Source organism: Pseudomonas sp. NPDC089554 (genome assembly GCF_050280645.1).
In the GTDB taxonomy this organism is placed as follows: Bacteria; Pseudomonadota; Gammaproteobacteria; order Pseudomonadales; family Pseudomonadaceae; genus Aquipseudomonas.
In genome coordinates this window covers 114,967-133,054 of the sequence record NZ_JBNNVR010000003.1, presented here as the reverse complement: position 1 = coordinate 133,054, position 18,088 = coordinate 114,967, and the positions used below count along the sequence as shown (strand labels likewise).

Below are 18,088 nucleotides of genomic sequence, written 5' to 3'. Positions count from 1 at the left end.
CCGTCCGCCCCGTGCGGCTTACGCCGCAGGTCACTCCCGTTGTCAAGAAAACCCATACGGTCGACCTGCAAAACGTTGCAGATAAGGTAGTCAATCATGAGCACCAGGCACTTTCTCTCCCTGCTGGATTTCACTGCTGACGAATTGCTCGGCGTGATCCGTCGAGGCATCGAGCTGAAGGACCTGCGCAACCGCGGCGTGCTGTTCGAGCCTTTGAAGAACCGCGTGCTGGGGATGATCTTCGAGAAATCTTCCACCCGTACCCGGGTGTCGTTCGAAGCCGGCATGATCCAACTCGGCGGCCAGTCCATCTTCCTGTCGCCGCGCGACACCCAGCTGGGCCGTGGCGAGCCGATCGCCGACAGCGCCATCGTCCTGTCGCGCATGGTCGATGCGGTGATGATCCGCACCCATGCCCACAGCACCCTCACCGAATTCGCCGCCCATTCGCGGGTGCCGCTGATCAACGGCCTGTCGGATGAATCGCACCCCTGCCAATTGCTGGCCGACATGCAGACCTTCCTCGAGCACCGAGGCAGCATTCAGGGCAAGACCGTGGCCTGGGTCGGCGATGGCTTCAACATGTGCAACTCCTACATCGAGGCAGCCCGGCAGTTCGACTTCCAGCTGCGCATCGCCTGCCCCGAGGGCTACGAGCCCGATGCGCGCTTCCTGGCCCTGGGCGGCGACCGCGTACAGCTGGTGCGCGACCCACGTGAAGCCGTGCGCGGCGCCCATCTTGTAACCACGGATGTCTGGACTTCCATGGGGCAGGAGGAGGAAACTGCTCGGCGCCTGGCGCACTTCGCGCCTTACCAGGTCACCCGCGAACTGCTTGACCTGGCGGCACCCGATGCCCTGTTCATGCACTGCCTGCCCGCCCACCGTGGCGAGGAAATCAGCCAGGACCTGCTCGACGACCCGCGTTCGGTCGCCTGGGACCAAGCTGAAAACCGCTTGCATGCACAGAAGGCGCTTCTGGAATTCCTTGTAGAACCGGCCTACCACCACGCATGAGTCAACCCCTACTGCTCAACCTGCGCGACCTCGCCTGCGGCTATGGCGAGCAGCGCATCGTCCAGAACCTCAACTTGCACCTCAACGCAGGCGACATCGGTTGCCTGCTGGGCTCCTCGGGGTGCGGCAAGACCACCACCCTGCGGGCCATTGCCGGCTTCGAGCCGGTGCACGAGGGCGAGATCCAACTGGCCGGCGAGGTCATCTCCCGCGCAGGCTTCACTCTGGCACCGGAAAAACGCCGCATCGGCATGGTGTTCCAGGACTACGCGCTGTTCCCGCACCTGACCGTGGCACAGAACATTGCCTTCGGCATCGGCAAGCACCCGCGCCAGGCCGAGGTGGTCGAGGAAATGCTCGCCCTGGTCAAGCTCGATGGCCTCGGTGGCCGCTACCCCCACGAGTTGTCCGGCGGCCAGCAGCAGCGTGTGGCCCTGGCCCGGGCACTGGCGCCAGAACCCCAGCTGCTGCTGCTCGACGAGCCGTTCTCCAACCTCGACGTCGAACTGCGCCGCCGCCTGAGCCATGAAGTGCGCGATATCCTCAAGAGCCGCGGCACCAGCGCGATCCTGGTGACCCATGACCAGGAAGAAGCCTTCGCCGTCAGCGACCATGTCGGGGTGTTCAAGGAAGGTCGACTGGAGCAGTGGGACACCCCCTACAACCTCTACCATGAACCGCAGACGCCTTTCGTGGCCAGCTTCATCGGCCAGGGTTACTTCATTCGGGGGCAGATGAGCAGCCATGAGGCGGTCAGCACCGAGCTGGGCGAGCTGCGCGGCAACCGCGCCTACAGCATGGCGCTGGGCAGTTCGGTAGACGTACTGCTGCGTCCGGACGACATCGTGCATGCACCGGACAGCGCGCTGCGTGCGCGTATCGTTGGCAAGAGCTTCCTCGGTGCATCCACCTTGTATCGGCTTGAACTCGGCACCGGCAGCCAGCTGGAGGCGATCTTCCCCAGCCATATCGACCACCAGGTCGGCCATGACGTCGGCATTGCCGTGGCGGCCGACCACCTGGTGCTGTTCCCGGTGCCAGGCAGTGTCGCTGCGCAGTTGTCACGCCAGGAAAGCGGGGTTCGCCGCTACAGTTCGGCGAACTGAGTCATCGCTGGGGCCGTTGTTCGGCCCCAGCGCATTTACCCCCGGCCGATATTGGCGAACGTGCCCTGGGTATGTTCGGCCAGCACCGCAGCCGCCAGCTCCACCTCAAGCCCGCGTCGTCCGGCGCTGACATGAATGCTTGCAAATTGCTGCGCCGACTCGTCGATGAAGGTGCGCAGGCGTTTCTTCTGCCCCAATGGGCTGATTCCCCCCACCAGGTAACCCGTGGCACGCTGCGCTGCCGCAGGGTCTGCCATCTCGCATTTCTTCACCCCCGCCGCGCTGGCCAGGGCCTTGAGGTCCAGGGTGCCGACCACCGGCACCACCGCCACCAGCAATTCGCCCTTCTCGCTGCTGGCCAGTAAGGTCTTGAACACCTGCTGCGGCTCTAGCCCAAGCTTTTCCGCCGCCTCCAAGCCATAGGACGCAGTCTTCGGATCGTGTTCGTAGCTGTGCACGCGGTGCTCGGCGCGCGCCTTCTTCAGCAGGTCCAATGCAGGGGTCATGTACGGTTCCAGTCGATGATTACTCGCACGCTACTGTAGGCCAAATGCCCTGTAGCCGGTACTGGAAACACGTCAGAACACGCTGGTCAGAATATGGCTGACCGTTCGGTTTCGATCTTTGACATCCGCGTTTCTTGTCTATATTTTTTCGATTGTGAATATAAACGCACACTGCCAGTGCCTATTTCCTACAAATCAGCCCGCTGCCCATGGGGATGCGCAGCGAGCGTTGTCGCTGAGAGGCCTGCGCCTCACAACAACAAGAAAGAGGTCATTGATGACGACTGCTGTACAACAACCCACCCTCGCCGGCCAATGCATGGCCGAGTTCCTGGGCACTGCCCTGTTCATTTTCTTCGGTACCGGCTGCGTCGCCGCCCTCAAGGTTGCAGGGGCCAGCTTCGGCCTCTGGGAAATCAGCATCATCTGGGGGGTCGGCGTCAGCATGGCGATCTACCTCAGCGCCGGCGTCTCCGGCGCCCACCTGAACCCCGCGGTCAGCATCGCCCTCGCCCTGTTCGCCGGCTTCGACAAGCGCAAGTTGCCCTTCTATATATTGGCCCAGGTCTGCGGGGCGTTCTGCGGCGCGGCGCTGGTGTATACCCTGTACAGCACCCTGTTCTTCGATTTCGAACAGGCCCACACCATGGTTCGTGGCAGCCAGGCCAGCCTCGAGCTGGCCTCGGTGTTCTCCACCTACCCTCACCCTGCGCTGTCGATCGCCCAGGCTTTCGCGGTGGAGATGGTTATCACCGCCATCCTGATGGCCGTGATCATGGCCCTTACCGACGACAACAACGGCCTGCCACGCGGCGCTACCGCCCCGCTGCTTATTGGCCTGCTGATCGCAGTGATCGGCAGTGCCATGGGCCCGCTGACCGGCTTCGCGATGAACCCGGCGCGTGATTTCGGGCCAAAGCTAATGACTTTTCTGGCCGGTTGGGGCGAAATCGCCTTCACTGGCGGACGCGATATCCCATATTTCCTGGTTCCACTGTTCGCTCCGATCCTCGGCGCCTGCCTGGGAGCAGCCATGTACCGCGGCCTGATCGCCCGCAACCTGCCCTCGACGCAGGAAGCTGGCGAACACGCGAACGACAATCCCCAGGGCGATACGCAAGTTTCCCGATGATCGGCCCTGACTCCCCTTTTCCTGCAAGGCAACGACCATGACAGACACCCAGGATAAGCACTACATCATCGCCCTGGACCAAGGTACTACCAGCTCCCGTGCGATTATCTTCGACCGCGACGCCAATGTGGTCGGCACCTCGCAGCGCGAGTTCGCCCAGCACTACCCGCAAGCTGGCTGGGTCGAGCACGACCCGATGGAAATCTTCGCCACGCAAAGCGCGACCATGGTCGAGGCCCTGGCCCAGGCTGGCCTCAGCCATGCCCAGGTGGCCGCCATCGGCATTACCAACCAGCGCGAAACCACGGTGGTGTGGGACAAGGAAACCGGCCGCCCGGTGTACAACGCTATCGTCTGGCAGTGCCGTCGCAGCACCGAGATCTGCGCCCAGCTCAAGCGCGATGGCCACGAGGCGTACATCCGCGAGGCCACCGGCCTGGTGACCGACCCTTACTTCTCCGGCACCAAGCTCAAGTGGATCCTCGACAACGTCGAAGGCGCCCGAGCACGCGCCGAGCGCGGCGAGCTGCTGTTCGGCACCGTCGACAGCTGGCTGATCTGGAAATTCTCCGGTGGCAAGGTGCATGTCACCGACTACACCAACGCCTCGCGCACGCTGATGTTCAACATCCACAGCCTGCAATGGGATGAAAAGCTTCTGGAGATCCTCGGCATTCCCCGGCAGATGCTGCCCGAAGTGCGCGCCTCTTCCGAAGTCTATGGCCACACCAAGAGCGGCATCGCCATCGCCGGTATCGCCGGCGACCAGCAATCGGCGCTGTTCGGCCAGATGTGCGTGGAGCCTGGCCAGGCCAAGAACACCTACGGCACCGGCTGCTTCCTGCTGATGAACACCGGCGACAAGGCCGTGGCCTCCTCCCATGGCCTGCTCACCACCATCGCCTGTGGCCCGCGTGGTGAAGTGGCCTATGCCCTGGAAGGTGCGGTGTTCAATGGCGGCTCCACCGTGCAGTGGCTGCGTGACGAGCTGAAGATCGTCAACGACGCTCTCGACACCGAGTACTTTGCCAGCAAGGTCAAGGACAGCAACGGCGTCTACCTGGTACCAGCCTTCACCGGCCTCGGCGCCCCCTACTGGGACCCCTACGCCCGCGGCGCGCTGTTCGGCCTGACCCGCGGGGTGAAGGTCGACCACATCATCCGCGCCGCCCTGGAGTCGATCGCCTACCAGACCCGCGACGTGCTCGACGCCATGCAGCACGACTGCGGCCAACGCCTGACAGAGCTGCGCGTGGACGGCGGTGCGGTGGCCAACAACTTCCTCATGCAGTTCCAGGCCGACATCCTCGGCACCTGCGTCGAGCGCCCGAAAATGCGCGAGACCACGGCGCTGGGCGCCGCCTACCTGGCAGGCCTGGCGGTAGGTTTCTGGAGCGGCCTGGACGAGCTGCGCGACAAGGCGATCATCGAGCGCGAGTTCAGCCCGCAACTGGACGAAGCGAGCAAAGAAAAACTCTACGCCGGCTGGAAGAAGGCCATCGAGCGCACCCGCGACTGGGAAGCCCCCGAGAACTGACCCCGACTTTGTCGACCTCATCGCGGGGCAAGCCCGCGATGAGACTACTCGCACACTGGCCCTACCCTCCTTCCTACGGCATCATTGCAGCATTTTTCCGGCAGCCCCAAAGGACCGCCCATGAATCTGCCCCCCCGCCAACAACAAATCCTCGAACTGGTGCGTGAGCGTGGCTACGTCAGTATCGAAGAGATGGCCCAGCTGTTCGTCGTCACGCCGCAAACCATCCGCCGCGACATCAACCAGCTGGCCGAAGTGAACCTGCTGCGTCGCTACCATGGCGGCGCCGCCTATGACTCGAGCATCGAGAACACCGCCTACGCCATGCGCGCCGACCAGATGCGCGACGAGAAGCAGCGCATTGCCGAGGCCGTGGCCCGGCAGATACCCGACCACGCCTCGCTGTTCATCAACATCGGCACCACCACCGAGTCCATCGCCCGCGCGCTGCTCAACCACAACCACCTGAAGGTCATCACCAACAACCTGCACGTGGCTTCGATCCTCAGTGCCAAGGACGACTTCGAGGTGCTGGTGGCCGGCGGTACCGTGCGCCGCGATGGCGGCGTGGTGGGCCAGGCCAGCGTCGACTTCATCAGCCAGTTCAAGGTGGACTTCGCCGTGGTCGGCATCAGCGGCATCGATGAGGACGGCAGCCTGCTGGACTTCGATTACCAGGAAGTGCGGGTTTCCCAGGCGATCATCGCCAATGCCCGGCAAGTGATACTCGCTGCCGACTCGAGCAAGTTCGGCCGCAATGCCATGGTCCGCCTGGGCTCGATCAGCCTGATCGACTGCCTGGTGACCGACCAGGCCCCCACCCCCGCGCTGACCCAACTGCTGAACCAGCACAAGATTCGTCTGGACGTGGTCTGACACCTATCTGCACCGGCGCGGGTTACACCCGTGCCGCACAGCGCTTTATGTTCGTTAATGTTCATTTCCCTGTCACCTAATCAGCTTTTTCTATAAGGACTGACTGGCGACCGCCTTTCTATTGCGCTAACATTTTCGAAAACGAACATTGATGTTCATATTCGCTATGAATCGCCCCAGGAGGCCTTGCCCGTGTCCCAACCCACATCGTCCCAGCTGCCCCATGCCGACTGCTATGACCTTGCCGTGATCGGTGGCGGCATCAATGGCGTGGGTATCGCTGCCGATGCTGCCGGGCGCGGCCTGAAGGTGTTCCTTTGCGAAAAGGATGACCTGGCCCAGCACACCTCCTCGGCCAGCAGCAAGCTGATCCACGGCGGCCTGCGCTACCTGGAGCACTATGAATTCCGCCTGGTACGCGAAGCCCTGGCCGAGCGCGAAGTATTGCTGGCCAAGGCCCCGCACATCGTCAAGCCGATGCGCTTCGTGCTGCCCCACCGCCCGCACCTGCGCCCGGCCTGGATGATTCGCGCCGGCCTGTTCCTTTATGACCACCTGGGCAAGCGCAAGCGCCTGGGTGCTTCGCGTAGCCTGCGCTTCGGCCCGGGCAACCCACTCAAGCCAAGCATCACCCGCGGTTTCGAATATGCCGACTGCGCCGTCGACGATGCCCGCCTGGTAGTACTCAACGCCATGGCCGCGCGGGAAAAAGGCGCGCATATCCAGACTCGCACCCGTTGCCTGCGCGCCGAACGTGTAGATGGCGTCTGGGAGGTCGAGCTGCAACAAGCCGACGGCAGCTTGCGCACCATTCGCGCCCGCGCCCTGGTAAACGCCGCCGGCCCCTGGGTGGCCAGCTTCATCAAGAACGACCTCAAGCTCGACGCGCCCTATGGCATTCGCCTGATCCAGGGCAGCCACCTGATCGTGCCGCGCCTGTACGAAGGTGAACATGCCTACATTCTGCAGAACGAAGACCAACGCATCGTCTTCGCCATTCCCTACCTCGAGCGCTTCACCCTGATTGGCACCACCGACCGCGAATACAGCGGCGACCCGGCCAAGGTGGCGATCACCGAAACCGAAACCGACTACCTGCTCAAGGTGGTCAACGCGCACTTCAACCAGCAACTGGGCCGCGCCGACATCCTGCACACCTATTCTGGCGTGCGCCCGCTGTGCAACGACGAGTCCGACAACCCTTCTGCGGTCACCCGCGACTACACCCTGGCGTTGTCCGCCGATGCAGGCCAGGCGCCGCTGCTGTCGGTGTTCGGCGGCAAGCTGACCACCTACCGCAAGCTGGCCGAATCGGCCATGGACGAGCTCAAGCCGTACTTCACCCAGATGCGCGGCAGCTGGACCGCCAGCGCCCCACTGCCTGGGGGCGAGAGCATGACCGGCGTGCAGGCCCTGGTGGACGCAGTACTGGCCCGCCACGACTGGCTTGCGCCAGACATCGCCAAACGCTGGGTACTGACCTACGGCAGCCGCACCTGGCGCCTGCTCGACGGTGTACAGGGGCCGGACGACCTGGGCCAGGCCCTGGGTGGCGGGCTGTTCACCCGCGAGGTGGACTACCTGTGCGCCGAGGAATGGGCACTGGGTGCCGACGATATCCTCTGGCGTCGTACCAAACTGGGGCTGTTCCTGGGCACGGACCAGCAACAGGCGCTCATCGACTACCTGCAACGGGCCGAACTCAACCGGGCACGAGTTCGCGCGGCCTGACCGACACTGCAAATCAATGCGGGGCACATCCGTGGCAAATGAAAATCGCCCCGGATGTGCCCCGCATTCGTTTCTCGCCGCAGGCGGACATAGTCAAAAGCTACTAATCCATTCGGATTTCCGAACACCAATAAACAATCCGTTCGGAAAGGCGTACGCCAACTTTCAGAAAAAACACCTCAAAAAAAATAAAAACCCCGATATTCAAGGCGTTGACGTCATTTCCCCTGCTTGGCACGAGTCATGCTCTACACTGATCAGCCGAATGCACACCGCTTTATGTTGTGTTCGTTGAACGAAGAGTCCGCCAACGGCTCCATAAAAAAAACAAACGTCTGAGGAAAATTTGATGCGTATCGTTCGTCACCTGTTGGGCGCCACCATCGCGGCCGCCATCTTCGCTTCGCCAGTCATGGCCGAAGAGCTGACCGGCACCCTGAAGAAGATCAAGGATTCCGGCTCCATCACCCTGGGCCACCGTGACTCCTCCATTCCGTTTTCCTACCTGGCCGGTGGTTCTACCCCCGTCGGCTACTCCCATGACATCCAACTGGCCGTCGTCGCAGCCCTGAGCAAGCAACTGGGCAGCGAAGTCAAGCCTCGCTACAACCTGGTCACCTCCCAGACCCGTATCCCGCTGGTTCAGAACGGCACCGTCGACCTGGAGTGTGGTTCCACCACCAACAACGTCGAGCGCCAGCAGCAGGTCGGCTTCTCGGTGGGCATCTTCGAAGTCGGCACCCGTCTGCTGACCAAGGTCAAGGATGGCCAGCCATCCTACAAGGACTTCGCGGACCTGGCCGGCAAGAACGTCGTGACCACCGCCGGTACCACTTCCGAGCGCCTGCTCAAGGCGATGAACGCCGACAAGCAAATGAAGATGAACGTGATTTCCGCGAAGGACCACGGCGAAGCCTTCAACATGCTCGAAAGCGGCCGCGCCGTTGCCTTCATGATGGACGACGCCCTGCTGGCCGGTGAAATGGCCAAGGCCAAGAAGCCTACCGACTGGGTCATCACCGGTACTCCGCAGTCCTACGAGATCTACGGCTGCATGGTTCGCAAAGGTGACGATGCGTTCAAGAAAGCCGTGGACGACGCCATTGTCGGCCTCTACAAGTCGGGCGAGATCAACAAGATCTTCGACAAGTGGTTCCAGCAGCCGATCCCGCCAAAAGGCCTGAACCTGCAGTTCCCGATGAGCGACGAGCTGAAGAAACTGATCGCCGAACCGACCGACAAGGCTGCGGACGAGAAGAAGTCCTGATACCCCTGATCGTGGCCCGCACATGAATTAGCCGTGCGGGTCACTCGTTAGTGTCTAACCTTTAGCTCCGAGGGCACCAGGTGCCCTTGGATGCTGGAAGGTGCCCGTGAAACAACCGTCTGAGGGGAAATCCCGATGAATTACAACTGGGACTGGGGCGTGTTCTTCAAGTCCACCGGCGTGGGCAGCGAAATCTATCTGGACTGGTACATCACCGGCCTGGGCTGGACCATCGCCATCGCCATCATCGCCTGGATCATCGCATTGCTGCTGGGCTCGCTGCTCGGCGTCATGCGTACCGTGCCAAACCGCCTGGTGTCAGGGATTGCCACCGCTTACGTCGAACTGTTCCGCAACGTGCCGCTGCTGGTGCAGCTGTTCATCTGGTACTTCCTGGTACCGGACCTGCTGCCAGAAGGCCTGCAGGAGTGGTTCAAGCAGGACCTCCACCCGACCACCTCGGCACTGATCAGCGTGGTCATCTGCCTGGGCCTGTTCACCGCCGCGCGAGTCTGCGAGCAGGTGCGTACCGGTATCCAGGCGCTGCCCCGTGGCCAGGAAGCGGCCGGGCGTGCGATGGGCTTCAGCCTGCCGCAGATCTACATGAACGTACTGCTGCCGCAGGCCTACCGGATCATCATTCCGCCGCTCACCTCCGAATTTTTGAACGTGTTCAAGAACTCCTCGGTGGCCTCGTTGATCGGCCTGATGGAGCTGCTGGCCCAGACCAAGCAGACCGCCGAGTTCTCCGCCAACCTGTTCGAAGCCTTCACCCTGGCGACGCTGATCTACTTCACCTTGAACATGGGCCTGATGCTGTTCATGCGCATGATCGAGAAGAAAGTCGCGGTGCCTGGCCTGATCTCCGTGGGAGGTAAGTAATGGAGATGGATTTCAGCGAAATCATCCCCGCCCTGCCGGCCCTCTGGGAAGGCATGATCATGACCCTCAAGCTGATGGTCATGGGCGTCATCGGCGGTATCGCACTGGGTACCATCCTGGCCCTGATGCGCCTGTCGTCGAACAAGCTACTCGCCAACGTGGCCGGTGCCTACGTCAACTACTTCCGCTCGATCCCGCTGCTGCTGGTCATCACCTGGTTCTACCTGGCGGTGCCGTTCGTGCTGCGCTGGATCACCGGCGAAGACACCCCAGTGGGTGCGTTCACCTCCTGCGTCGTGGCCTTCATGATGTTCGAGGCGGCCTACTTCTGCGAAATCGTCCGTGCTGGCGTGCAGTCGATCTCCAAGGGCCAGATGGGCGCCGCCCAGGCCCTGGGCATGAGCTATGGCCAGTGCATGCGCCTGATCATCCTGCCCCAGGCGTTTCGCAAGATGACCCCGCTGCTGCTGCAGCAGAGCATCATCCTGTTCCAGGACACCTCGCTGGTCTACACCGTGGGCCTGGTCGACTTCCTCAACTCGGCCCGCGCCAACGGCGACATCATCGGACGCTCCCATGAGTTCCTGATCTTCGCCGGTGTCGTCTACTTCCTCATCAGCTTCTCTGCTTCGTGGCTCGTCAAGCGCCTGCAAAAAAGGATCGCCGTATGATTTCCATCAAGAACGTCAACAAGTGGTACGGGGACTTCCAGGTGCTGACCGACTGCAGCACCGAGGTCAAGAAAGGTGAAGTGGTGGTCGTGTGCGGGCCGTCCGGCTCGGGCAAGTCCACCCTGATCAAGTGCGTCAACGCGCTGGAGCCGTTCCAGAAGGGCGACATCGTGGTCGACGGTACCTCCATCGCCGACCCGAAGACCAACCTGCCGAAATTGCGCTCGCGCGTGGGCATGGTGTTCCAGCACTTCGAGCTGTTCCCGCACCTGACCATCACCGAGAACCTGACCATTGCCCAACGCAAGGTGCTCGGCCGCAGCGAAGCGGAAGCCACCAAGAAAGGCCTGGCCCTGCTCGAGCGCGTAGGCCTGAGCGCCCACGCCAAGAAGCACCCCGGCCAGCTCTCCGGCGGCCAGCAGCAGCGCGTGGCCATTGCCCGTGCGCTGTCGATGGACCCGATCGTCATGCTGTTCGACGAACCGACCTCGGCGCTGGACCCTGAAATGGTCAACGAAGTACTGGACGTGATGGTCGAGCTGGCCCACGAAGGCATGACCATGATGTGCGTGACCCACGAAATGGGCTTCGCCCGCAAGGTCGCCAACCGGGTGATCTTCATGGACAAAGGCAACATCATCGAGGACTGCCAGAAGGAAGACTTCTTCGGCAACCCTGAAGGCCGCCACGAACGTACCCAGCACTTCCTCAGCAAGATCCTGCAGCACTGATAGATGCCAGCCCCCTGCCCGGCCCCACCGGGCAGCGGGTGCTGGTCGTGACAAGGCCACTGTGATGAAATGCGATCATTCGCTCCTTTTGCCCACACAGCCTGCCGTGAAATCCCGCCTGATCCGCCAACTGTTCCTACCGCCACTGATCATCCTGCTGATGGTCGGCTTGGGGCTGGCTGGCTACATGGTCAGCGAAACCAACGGCATCCGCACCTTGAGCGAGAACGGCGAACGCCAGCTCGAGCTGCATGCGCGGACCGTGGAAAGCGAAATCAGCAAGTACACCTACCTGCCGAGCCTGCTGGAGCTGGAAGACAGCGTCTCGCAATTGCTCACCGACCCTGATGGCGCCTCGCGCCAGGTCGTCAACGAATACCTCGAGGGCCTCAACCGTCGCAGCCGCAGCCGCGCAATCTATGTCCTCGACACCAGCGGCCGGGTCCAGGCCACCAGCAACTGGCGCGATGTCGACTCCTACCTCGGCGAGGACCTGTCGTTCCGTGCCTATTTCCAGGACGCCGTGCGTGGCCAGCCTGGACGTTTCTATGGCATCGGCAGCACCACGGGCGAGCCCGGCTACTACCTGGCCCATGGCCTGGAAGAACACGGCAAGATCATTGGCGTGGCCGTCATCAAGGTACGCCTGGAAGCCCTGGAGGAACGCTGGCAACGCGCCCGCCTGGAAGCCTTCGTCAGCGACGAGAACGGCATCATCATTCTCTCCAGCGACCCGGCACGCCGGCTTAAATCGGTGCGCCCGCTGACCCCGCAAATCAAGGAAAACCTGGCGCGCAGCCTGCAGTACTACTGGTGGCCGCTCAACGAGCTGGAGCCCCTGGCCCGCGAGACCCTTGGCGACGGCGTGGAGAAACTGACCTTCCCGGCCAACAGCGAAACCGCCCCCGGCGAAGCCCGGGAAATGACCTACCTGGCCCAGACCCGCCGCCTGGCCGATACACCCTGGCACTTCACCCTGCTCACGCCACTGCAGGACCTGCGCCGCGAATCCATGGTGCAGGGCATCCTGGTCGGCGTGGCCTTCGCCTTGCTGGCGATCCTCGGCATCGCCTGGAACGAGCGGCGCAAGGTCATCGCCACGCGCCTGGCCGCCCGCGAGGCGCTGGAAGAAGCCAACAGCCAGCTGGAGCGACGCATCGCCGAGCGCACCGCCGACCTGCGCGCCAGCAACGAGCGGCTCAAGGGGCAGATCCGCGAGCGTCGGCACGCCGAGCAGACCCTGCGCCACGCCCAGGACGAGCTGGTGCAAGCCGGCAAACTCGCCGCCATCGGCCAGATGTCCACCAGCATCGCCCACGAACTGAACCAACCCCTGGCGGCCTTGCGTACGCTGTCGGGCAACACCGTGCGCTTCCTCGAGCGCGGCGCACTGGAAATCGCCAGTACCAACCTGCGCACCATGAACGACCTGATCGACCGCATGGGCCGCATCACTGCCAGCCTGCGCTCGTTCGCCAGGCGCGGCGACGACAGCGGCCAGGCCTCGCTGGCCAGCGCCGTGGACGCCAGCCTGCAAGTGCTGGGCAACCGCATCGCTGGCTGTCACCTGCAACTGCACAGCCAGTTCGACGACCAGCAACTGGCCATCGACCAGACCCGCCTGGAGCAGATTCTGGTCAACCTGATCGGCAACGCCCTCGACGCCATGGCCACCCAACCCATGCCGCAACTGTGGCTGGAAGGCGAGCATCTGGGGGACAAATACCGCCTGCGGGTGCGCGACAATGGCCACGGCATCGACGCCGAGGCACGCAAGCATCTGTTCGAGCCCTTCTTCACCACCAAGCCGGGCGAGCACGGCCTGGGCCTCGGCCTGACCCTGTCGGCCAGCCTGGCCACTGCCGCCAAGGGCACCCTGAACGTCGAGCACCCCGCTGCCGGCGGCACGGCCTTCGTATTGACCCTGCCCCTGGCCACGCCCACCACCGAATCGGCAGAGCGCCCATGACCCCAGCCCCCTTGACCGTACTGATCGTCGAAGATGACCCCCATGTGCTGCTCGGCTGCCAGCAGGCGCTGGCGCTCGAAGACATCGCCTGCGAAGGGGTCGGCAGTGCCGAACAGGCTCTGGAACGCATCGGCGATGATTTCGCCGGCATCGTCGTCAGTGATATCCGCCTGCCCGGCATGGACGGCCTGGAGCTGCTCGGCCGCCTCAAGGCCCGCGACCGCAGCCTGCCAGTGGTGCTGATCACCGGCCACGGCGATATCGACATGGCGGTCGGCGCCATGCGCAACGGCGCCTACGACTTCATGGAGAAACCCTTCTCGCCGGAGCGGCTGGTGGATGTGGTGCGCCGCGCCCTCGAACAGCGCGGGCTGTCCCGCGAGGTGTTCGCCCTGCGCCGCCAGTTGGCGGGCCAGAGCACGCTGGAGGGACGCATCATCGGCCGCTCGCCGGCCATGCAGAACCTGCGCGAACTGATCGCCAACGTCGCCGATACCTCGGCCAACGTGCTGATCGAAGGCGAGACCGGCACCGGCAAGGAACTGGTTGCCCGCTGCCTGCACGACTTCAGCCGGCGCCAGGGCCAACCGTTCGTGGCCCTGAACTGCGGTGGCCTGCCGGAAAACCTGTTCGAGAGCGAAATCTTCGGCCACGAGGACAAAGCCAGCCGCAAGTAATAATCCTGGATCGCCTTGTACTTGCCGTTGGCGCGGATCGCGTCGATAGCGGCGTTGATGCGGTCGGCGTTGGCCTTGTCACCCTTGCGCACGGCGATACCGACGCCGTCACCGAAGTACTTCACGTCGGTGAAGGACGGGCCGACGAAGGCGAAGCCCTTGCCAGCGTCGGTTTTCAGGAAACCGTCTTCCAGCAGGGTGGCGTCGGCCACGGTACCGTCCAGACGGCCAGCGGTGACGTCGAGGTAGATTTCGTTCTGGGTGCCGTAAGGTACGACGGTGGCGCCCTTAGGAGCCAGCACTTCCTTGGCGAAGCGGTCGTGGATCGAGCCGCGCTGCACGCCGATCTTCTTGCCCTTGAGCTCTGCCAGGCTGTCGCTCACGGTGACGCCTTCCTTCATCACCAGGCGCGCTGGAGTCAGGTAGTAGCGCTTGGTGAAATCGACCGATTTCTTGCGGTCTTCGGTGATCGACATGGACGACAGGATAGCGTCGATCTTGCGTACCTTCAGCGCCGGGATCAGGCCGTCGAACTCCTGTTCGACCCAGGTGCACTTGGTCTTCATCTCTTCGCACAGGGCGTTGCCGATGTCGTAGTCGAAGCCAGCGATGCTGCCATCGGGCTGCTTGAAGGCGAACGGTGGGTAGGCGGCTTCGATACCGATTTTCAACGGCTTCTCATCGGCCTGCGATACCAGGGAAAACACAGACAGCGCCAGGGCGCCAAGCAGTGCAAGCTTCTTCATCAGGTAACTCCATCGGTACGGGGCAATAATACGAGGCAGCCTGCAACAGCTGTCCGATATGCGAATGGGTACAACGCCAGCCGCGCAGGGTTCGACCAAGGTCGCAGACCACGAGCGAGTAGGTGGCATTTTAACGACAGCCCGGTAGTCGATATTTCTTCAAAGCGACAACTAGTTACAGAAGCACCTTGAACCGCGGTGGGCGATATTGACAGCGCCAGCAAAACATGCCAAGGCGCAAGGGAAAATAACCTTTAGCTGAAGCAATTAGCGGGCCTATTATTGGCAAAGCCTTGTAATCCGGCAAGTCCGACAGTGCAAGAGCAGAAAACCCTACAGGGCAAGCACCAAGAGAAGGCACCAGCTGTTCCCGAGCGCCCCGCTTTTGTGCGAAAGCGGTGACAGACAACGGTTACCGATGAATGTCGGTAACAGAATGCAAAAACCCCGCCGGTGAGGGCGGGGTCTTTGATTCCACAACGGGGCTAGCAGGTAGCCCAATGCTTCATCAGGCCGAAGCCAGGTTCATGGCCTTGTGGGTGTCGATCAGGTGCTGCACCACCCCTGGGTCGGCCAGGGTGGAGATATCGCCCAGTGCATCGTACTCGGCGGTTGCGATCTTGCGCAGGATACGCCGCATGATCTTGCCCGAGCGGGTTTTCGGCAGGCCGGGCGCCCACTGGATGACATCCGGCGAAGCGATCGGGCCGATTTCCTTGCGCACCCAGTTCTTCAGCTCCAGGCGCAATTGCTCGCTCGGCTCCTCGCCAGCATTGAGGGTCACGTACACATAGATGCCCTGCCCCTTGATGTCATGCGGCACACCCACCACCGCCGCCTCCGCGACCTTGGCATGAGCCACCATGGCGCTCTCGATCTCGGCGGTCCCCATGCGGTGCCCGGACACGTTGAGCACGTCGTCCACGCGGCCGGTGATCCAGTAGTAGCCATCTTCGTCGCGGCGCGCGCCGTCACCGGTGAAGTACATGCCACGGAAGGTCTTGAAGTAGGTGTCGACGAAGCGGTCGTGGTCGCCGTACAGCGAACGCGACTGGCCTGGCCAGGAATCGAGGATCACCAGGTTGCCCTCGGCGGCGCCTTCGATCAGGTTGCCCAGGTTGTCCACCAGCGCCGGCACCACGCCGAAGAACGGACGGGTCGCCGAACCTGGCTTGAGGCCGGTGGCGCCTGGCAGCGGGCTGATGAGGATGCCGCCAGTTTCGGTCTGCCACCAGGTGTCGACGATCGGGCAACGCTCCTTGCCGACGGTCTTGTAGTACCAGTTCCAGGCCTCGGGGTTGATCGGCTCGCCCACCGAACCCAGCAGGCGCAGGCTCGAACCGTCGGCACCTGCAACGGCGGCCTGACCTTCGGCCATCATCGCGCGAATCGCGGTTGGCGCGGTGTAGAGGATGTTGACCTGGTGCTTGTCGACGATCTTCGACACGCGGGTGATGTCCGGATAGTTCGGCACGCCTTCGAACAGCAAGGTGGTAGCGCCGTTGGCCAACGGGCCGTAGACGATGTAGCTGTGGCCAGTGACCCAACCAACGTCGGCGGTGCACCAGTAGACGTCACCTGGGCGGTAGTCGAACACCCGCTCATGGGTCAGCGAGGCGTAGACCAGGTAGCCGCCGGTGGTGTGCAGCACGCCCTTGGGCTTGCCGGTGGAGCCGGAGGTATACAGGATGAACAGCGCCTCCTCGGCGCCCATTTCCTTCGGCGCGCAGTGGCTGGCGGCGACCCTCATCAGGTCTTCGTACCAGATGTCGCGGTGCTGGTGCCAGGCGATATCACCACCGGTGCGCTTGCACACGATGATCTTCTGCACGCTGTTGGTTTCAGGGTTGGTCAGCGCCAGGTCGACGTTGGCCTTCAGCGGGGTGCGACGACCGCCGCGCACGCCTTCGTCGGCGGTGATGACGACCTTGGACTTGCAGTCGATGATCCGGCCAGCCAGGGCCTCGGGCGAGAAGCCACCGAACACCACCGAGTGGATCGCGCCGATACGGGCGCAGGCCAGCATGGCTACTACGGCTTCCGGGATCATCGGCATGTAGATGGTCACCACGTCGCCGCGGTGCACGTCCTGGCCACGCAAGGCGTTGGCGAACTTGCAGACCTGCTCGTGCAGCTCGCGGTAGGTGATGTTGCGGTGCTCGGAAGGGTCGTCGCCTTCCCAGATAATGGCGATCTGGTCGCCGCGTTCGGCCAAGTGGCGGTCAAGGCAGTTGTAGGAAACGTTCAGAGTGCCGTCGGCGAACCACTTGATATCGACGTGGTGGTCGTCGAAAGAGGTCTGCTTGACCTTGGTGAAGGGCTTGATCCAGTCGATACGCTGGGCCTGCTCGCGCCAGAAGCCGTCCGGGTTAACCACCGATTGCTGGTACATGGCCTTGTAGGTGGCCTCGTCGGTCAGGGTGGTAGCCGCAACCTCGGGACGAACGGGATACAGTGGAGCCGCACTCATCTGTGTTACCTCGGTGTAATAGTTGTTTTTGTATGGAACCGTTTTTAACTGCATCAGCGCGAACAAGGCCATTCGACGTTGGTAGTACCGACTCCCTCCCCGGCCCTGGCAAAATCACAAAAGGCTTCTAGATCGGGCCCTGTACTCGAATGAAGAATAGAGCGACAGGCATTCGCAGCGGGATTGTTACAGATTTTGTCAAAAGACCAAAAAACTTTATCAAAACCGCCTCTGTTTCATTGCCAGGCCCGCCCATAAAATTCATCTCGCCCACAACGGCACAATGATTAACTTCTTGTTACCCCCCACCACGGCAAGTTAATCCTCATCTAATCCAACCGCTGAAAACTGGATGTCACGCGGCGCCATAAGTGCCGCGCGCCCCTTCACGACCTTAGACAGGTAAATTGAAAATGAAAGCGTTACTGGCATTGGTACTTGGCAGTCTTTGCACCACGGCGTTCGCCGATGAAGTGGCCAAGGATGCCGAGCAGATTCCGGTCGAGCAATACACCTACTCGCAACACCTGGACATCGCCCGGGTGATCTCCATGAGCGAAGTGCCCAACGTCTGCGAGGTGGTCCCCGCCCGCATGACCTACGAGGATTCCAAGGGCCAGCGGCATGTTCTGAAGTACCGCGTGATGGGTAATGGCTGCTCCAACGGCTGATGTCGAGCGCCACTGCCGGCGCTGAACAGCAACCTCGCATTGGCCTCTTCGCGGGTAAACCCGCTCCCACAGGTTCACCGCTGATACTAAGAATGGCGC

Annotated in this window: 14 protein-coding genes and 2 pseudogenes; 13 read left to right on the top strand and 3 right to left on the bottom strand. The window is 62.5% G+C overall.

Features of this window, described 5'->3' with window-relative positions; translation table 11 throughout:
* Window positions 1-96: 96 nt before the first annotated feature.
* Both argF and ACQKPE_RS02220 read left to right on the top strand, forming a co-directional pair.
* The gene (argF, locus tag ACQKPE_RS02225) at window positions 97-1,017 is read left to right on the top strand and encodes an ornithine carbamoyltransferase (protein ID WP_427663129.1); all 921 of its coding nucleotides are present in this window, start codon (window positions 97-99) and stop codon (window positions 1,015-1,017) included.
* On the top strand, window positions 1,014-2,123 hold the full coding sequence (locus tag ACQKPE_RS02220; protein ID WP_427663128.1) for an ABC transporter ATP-binding protein: 1,110 nt from the start codon (window positions 1,014-1,016) through the stop codon (window positions 2,121-2,123). Before argF ends, ACQKPE_RS02220 begins: the two co-directional genes overlap by 4 nt.
* Before the next feature lie 35 nt (window positions 2,124-2,158).
* On the opposite strand, the gene ybaK is transcribed toward ACQKPE_RS02220, so the two are convergent.
* Window positions 2,159-2,629 carry a Cys-tRNA(Pro) deacylase gene (ybaK, locus tag ACQKPE_RS02215; protein ID WP_427663127.1) on the bottom strand — a complete coding sequence of 157 codons (471 nt, stop codon included), beginning with the start codon at window positions 2,627-2,629 and terminating at the stop codon, window positions 2,159-2,161.
* Between the two features lie 277 nt (window positions 2,630-2,906).
* Between ybaK and ACQKPE_RS02210 the strand changes: the two genes are divergently transcribed.
* The 10 genes and pseudogenes from ACQKPE_RS02210 to ACQKPE_RS02165 all read left to right on the top strand — a co-directional run.
* The gene (locus ACQKPE_RS02210; protein ID WP_427663126.1) at window positions 2,907-3,761 is read left to right on the top strand and encodes an MIP/aquaporin family protein; all 855 of its coding nucleotides are present in this window, start codon (window positions 2,907-2,909) and stop codon (window positions 3,759-3,761) included.
* Between the two features lie 37 nt (window positions 3,762-3,798).
* On the top strand, window positions 3,799-5,298 hold the full coding sequence (glpK, locus tag ACQKPE_RS02205; protein WP_427663125.1) for a glycerol kinase GlpK: 1,500 nt from the start codon (window positions 3,799-3,801) through the stop codon (window positions 5,296-5,298).
* Window positions 5,299-5,418: 120 nt separating this feature from the next.
* A complete protein-coding gene (gene glpR / locus ACQKPE_RS02200) occupies window positions 5,419-6,174 on the top strand; it encodes a DNA-binding transcriptional repressor GlpR (protein WP_427663124.1) in 756 nt (251 codons plus the stop codon).
* A 192-nt stretch (window positions 6,175-6,366) separates the two neighbouring features.
* Window positions 6,367-7,905, top strand: a complete 1,539-nt coding sequence (gene glpD / locus ACQKPE_RS02195; protein WP_427663123.1) for a glycerol-3-phosphate dehydrogenase — start codon at window positions 6,367-6,369, stop codon at window positions 7,903-7,905.
* 349 nt (window positions 7,906-8,254) lie between these two features.
* Window positions 8,255-9,172, top strand: a complete 918-nt coding sequence (locus ACQKPE_RS02190) for a glutamate/aspartate ABC transporter substrate-binding protein (protein ID WP_427663122.1) — start codon at window positions 8,255-8,257, stop codon at window positions 9,170-9,172.
* 135 nt (window positions 9,173-9,307) lie between these two features.
* Complete coding sequence (locus tag ACQKPE_RS02185) at window positions 9,308-10,054, top strand: amino acid ABC transporter permease (protein WP_427663121.1); 747 nt, start codon at window positions 9,308-9,310, stop codon at window positions 10,052-10,054.
* Window positions 10,054-10,725 carry an amino acid ABC transporter permease gene (locus ACQKPE_RS02180; RefSeq protein WP_427663120.1) on the top strand — a complete coding sequence of 224 codons (672 nt, stop codon included), beginning with the start codon at window positions 10,054-10,056 and terminating at the stop codon, window positions 10,723-10,725. The genes ACQKPE_RS02185 and ACQKPE_RS02180 overlap by 1 nt, the downstream gene beginning before the upstream one ends.
* Window positions 10,722-11,456: an amino acid ABC transporter ATP-binding protein gene (locus ACQKPE_RS02175; RefSeq protein ID WP_375102102.1), complete on the top strand. Its 735-nt coding sequence runs from the start codon at window positions 10,722-10,724 to the stop codon at window positions 11,454-11,456. The genes ACQKPE_RS02180 and ACQKPE_RS02175 overlap by 4 nt, the downstream gene beginning before the upstream one ends.
* Before the next feature lie 64 nt (window positions 11,457-11,520).
* A complete protein-coding gene (locus ACQKPE_RS02170) occupies window positions 11,521-13,425 on the top strand; it encodes a sensor histidine kinase (RefSeq protein WP_427663119.1) in 1,905 nt (634 codons plus the stop codon).
* Window positions 13,426-13,472: 47 nt separating this feature from the next.
* Window positions 13,473-14,090, top strand: a pseudogene (locus tag ACQKPE_RS02165) (sigma-54-dependent transcriptional regulator); the annotation flags it as partial.
* Window positions 14,091-14,098: 8 nt separating this feature from the next.
* Here the strand turns inward: ACQKPE_RS02165 and ACQKPE_RS02160 are convergent.
* Together ACQKPE_RS02160 and acs are read right to left on the bottom strand one after the other, a co-directional pair.
* Window positions 14,099-14,848 (bottom strand): annotated as a pseudogene (locus ACQKPE_RS02160) (ABC transporter substrate-binding protein); the annotation flags it as partial.
* A 508-nt stretch (window positions 14,849-15,356) separates the two neighbouring features.
* Window positions 15,357-17,318 carry an acetate--CoA ligase gene (acs, locus tag ACQKPE_RS02155; RefSeq protein ID WP_427663118.1) on the bottom strand — a complete coding sequence of 654 codons (1,962 nt, stop codon included), beginning with the start codon at window positions 17,316-17,318 and terminating at the stop codon, window positions 15,357-15,359.
* Window positions 17,319-17,731: 413 nt separating this feature from the next.
* Here acs and ACQKPE_RS02150 point away from each other — a divergent pair, with 413 nt between their 5' ends.
* Entirely contained in the window at window positions 17,732-17,989 is a 258-nt protein-coding gene (locus ACQKPE_RS02150; protein ID WP_427663117.1) for a DUF2790 domain-containing protein, read from the top strand.
* Window positions 17,990-18,088 lie beyond the last annotated feature (99 nt).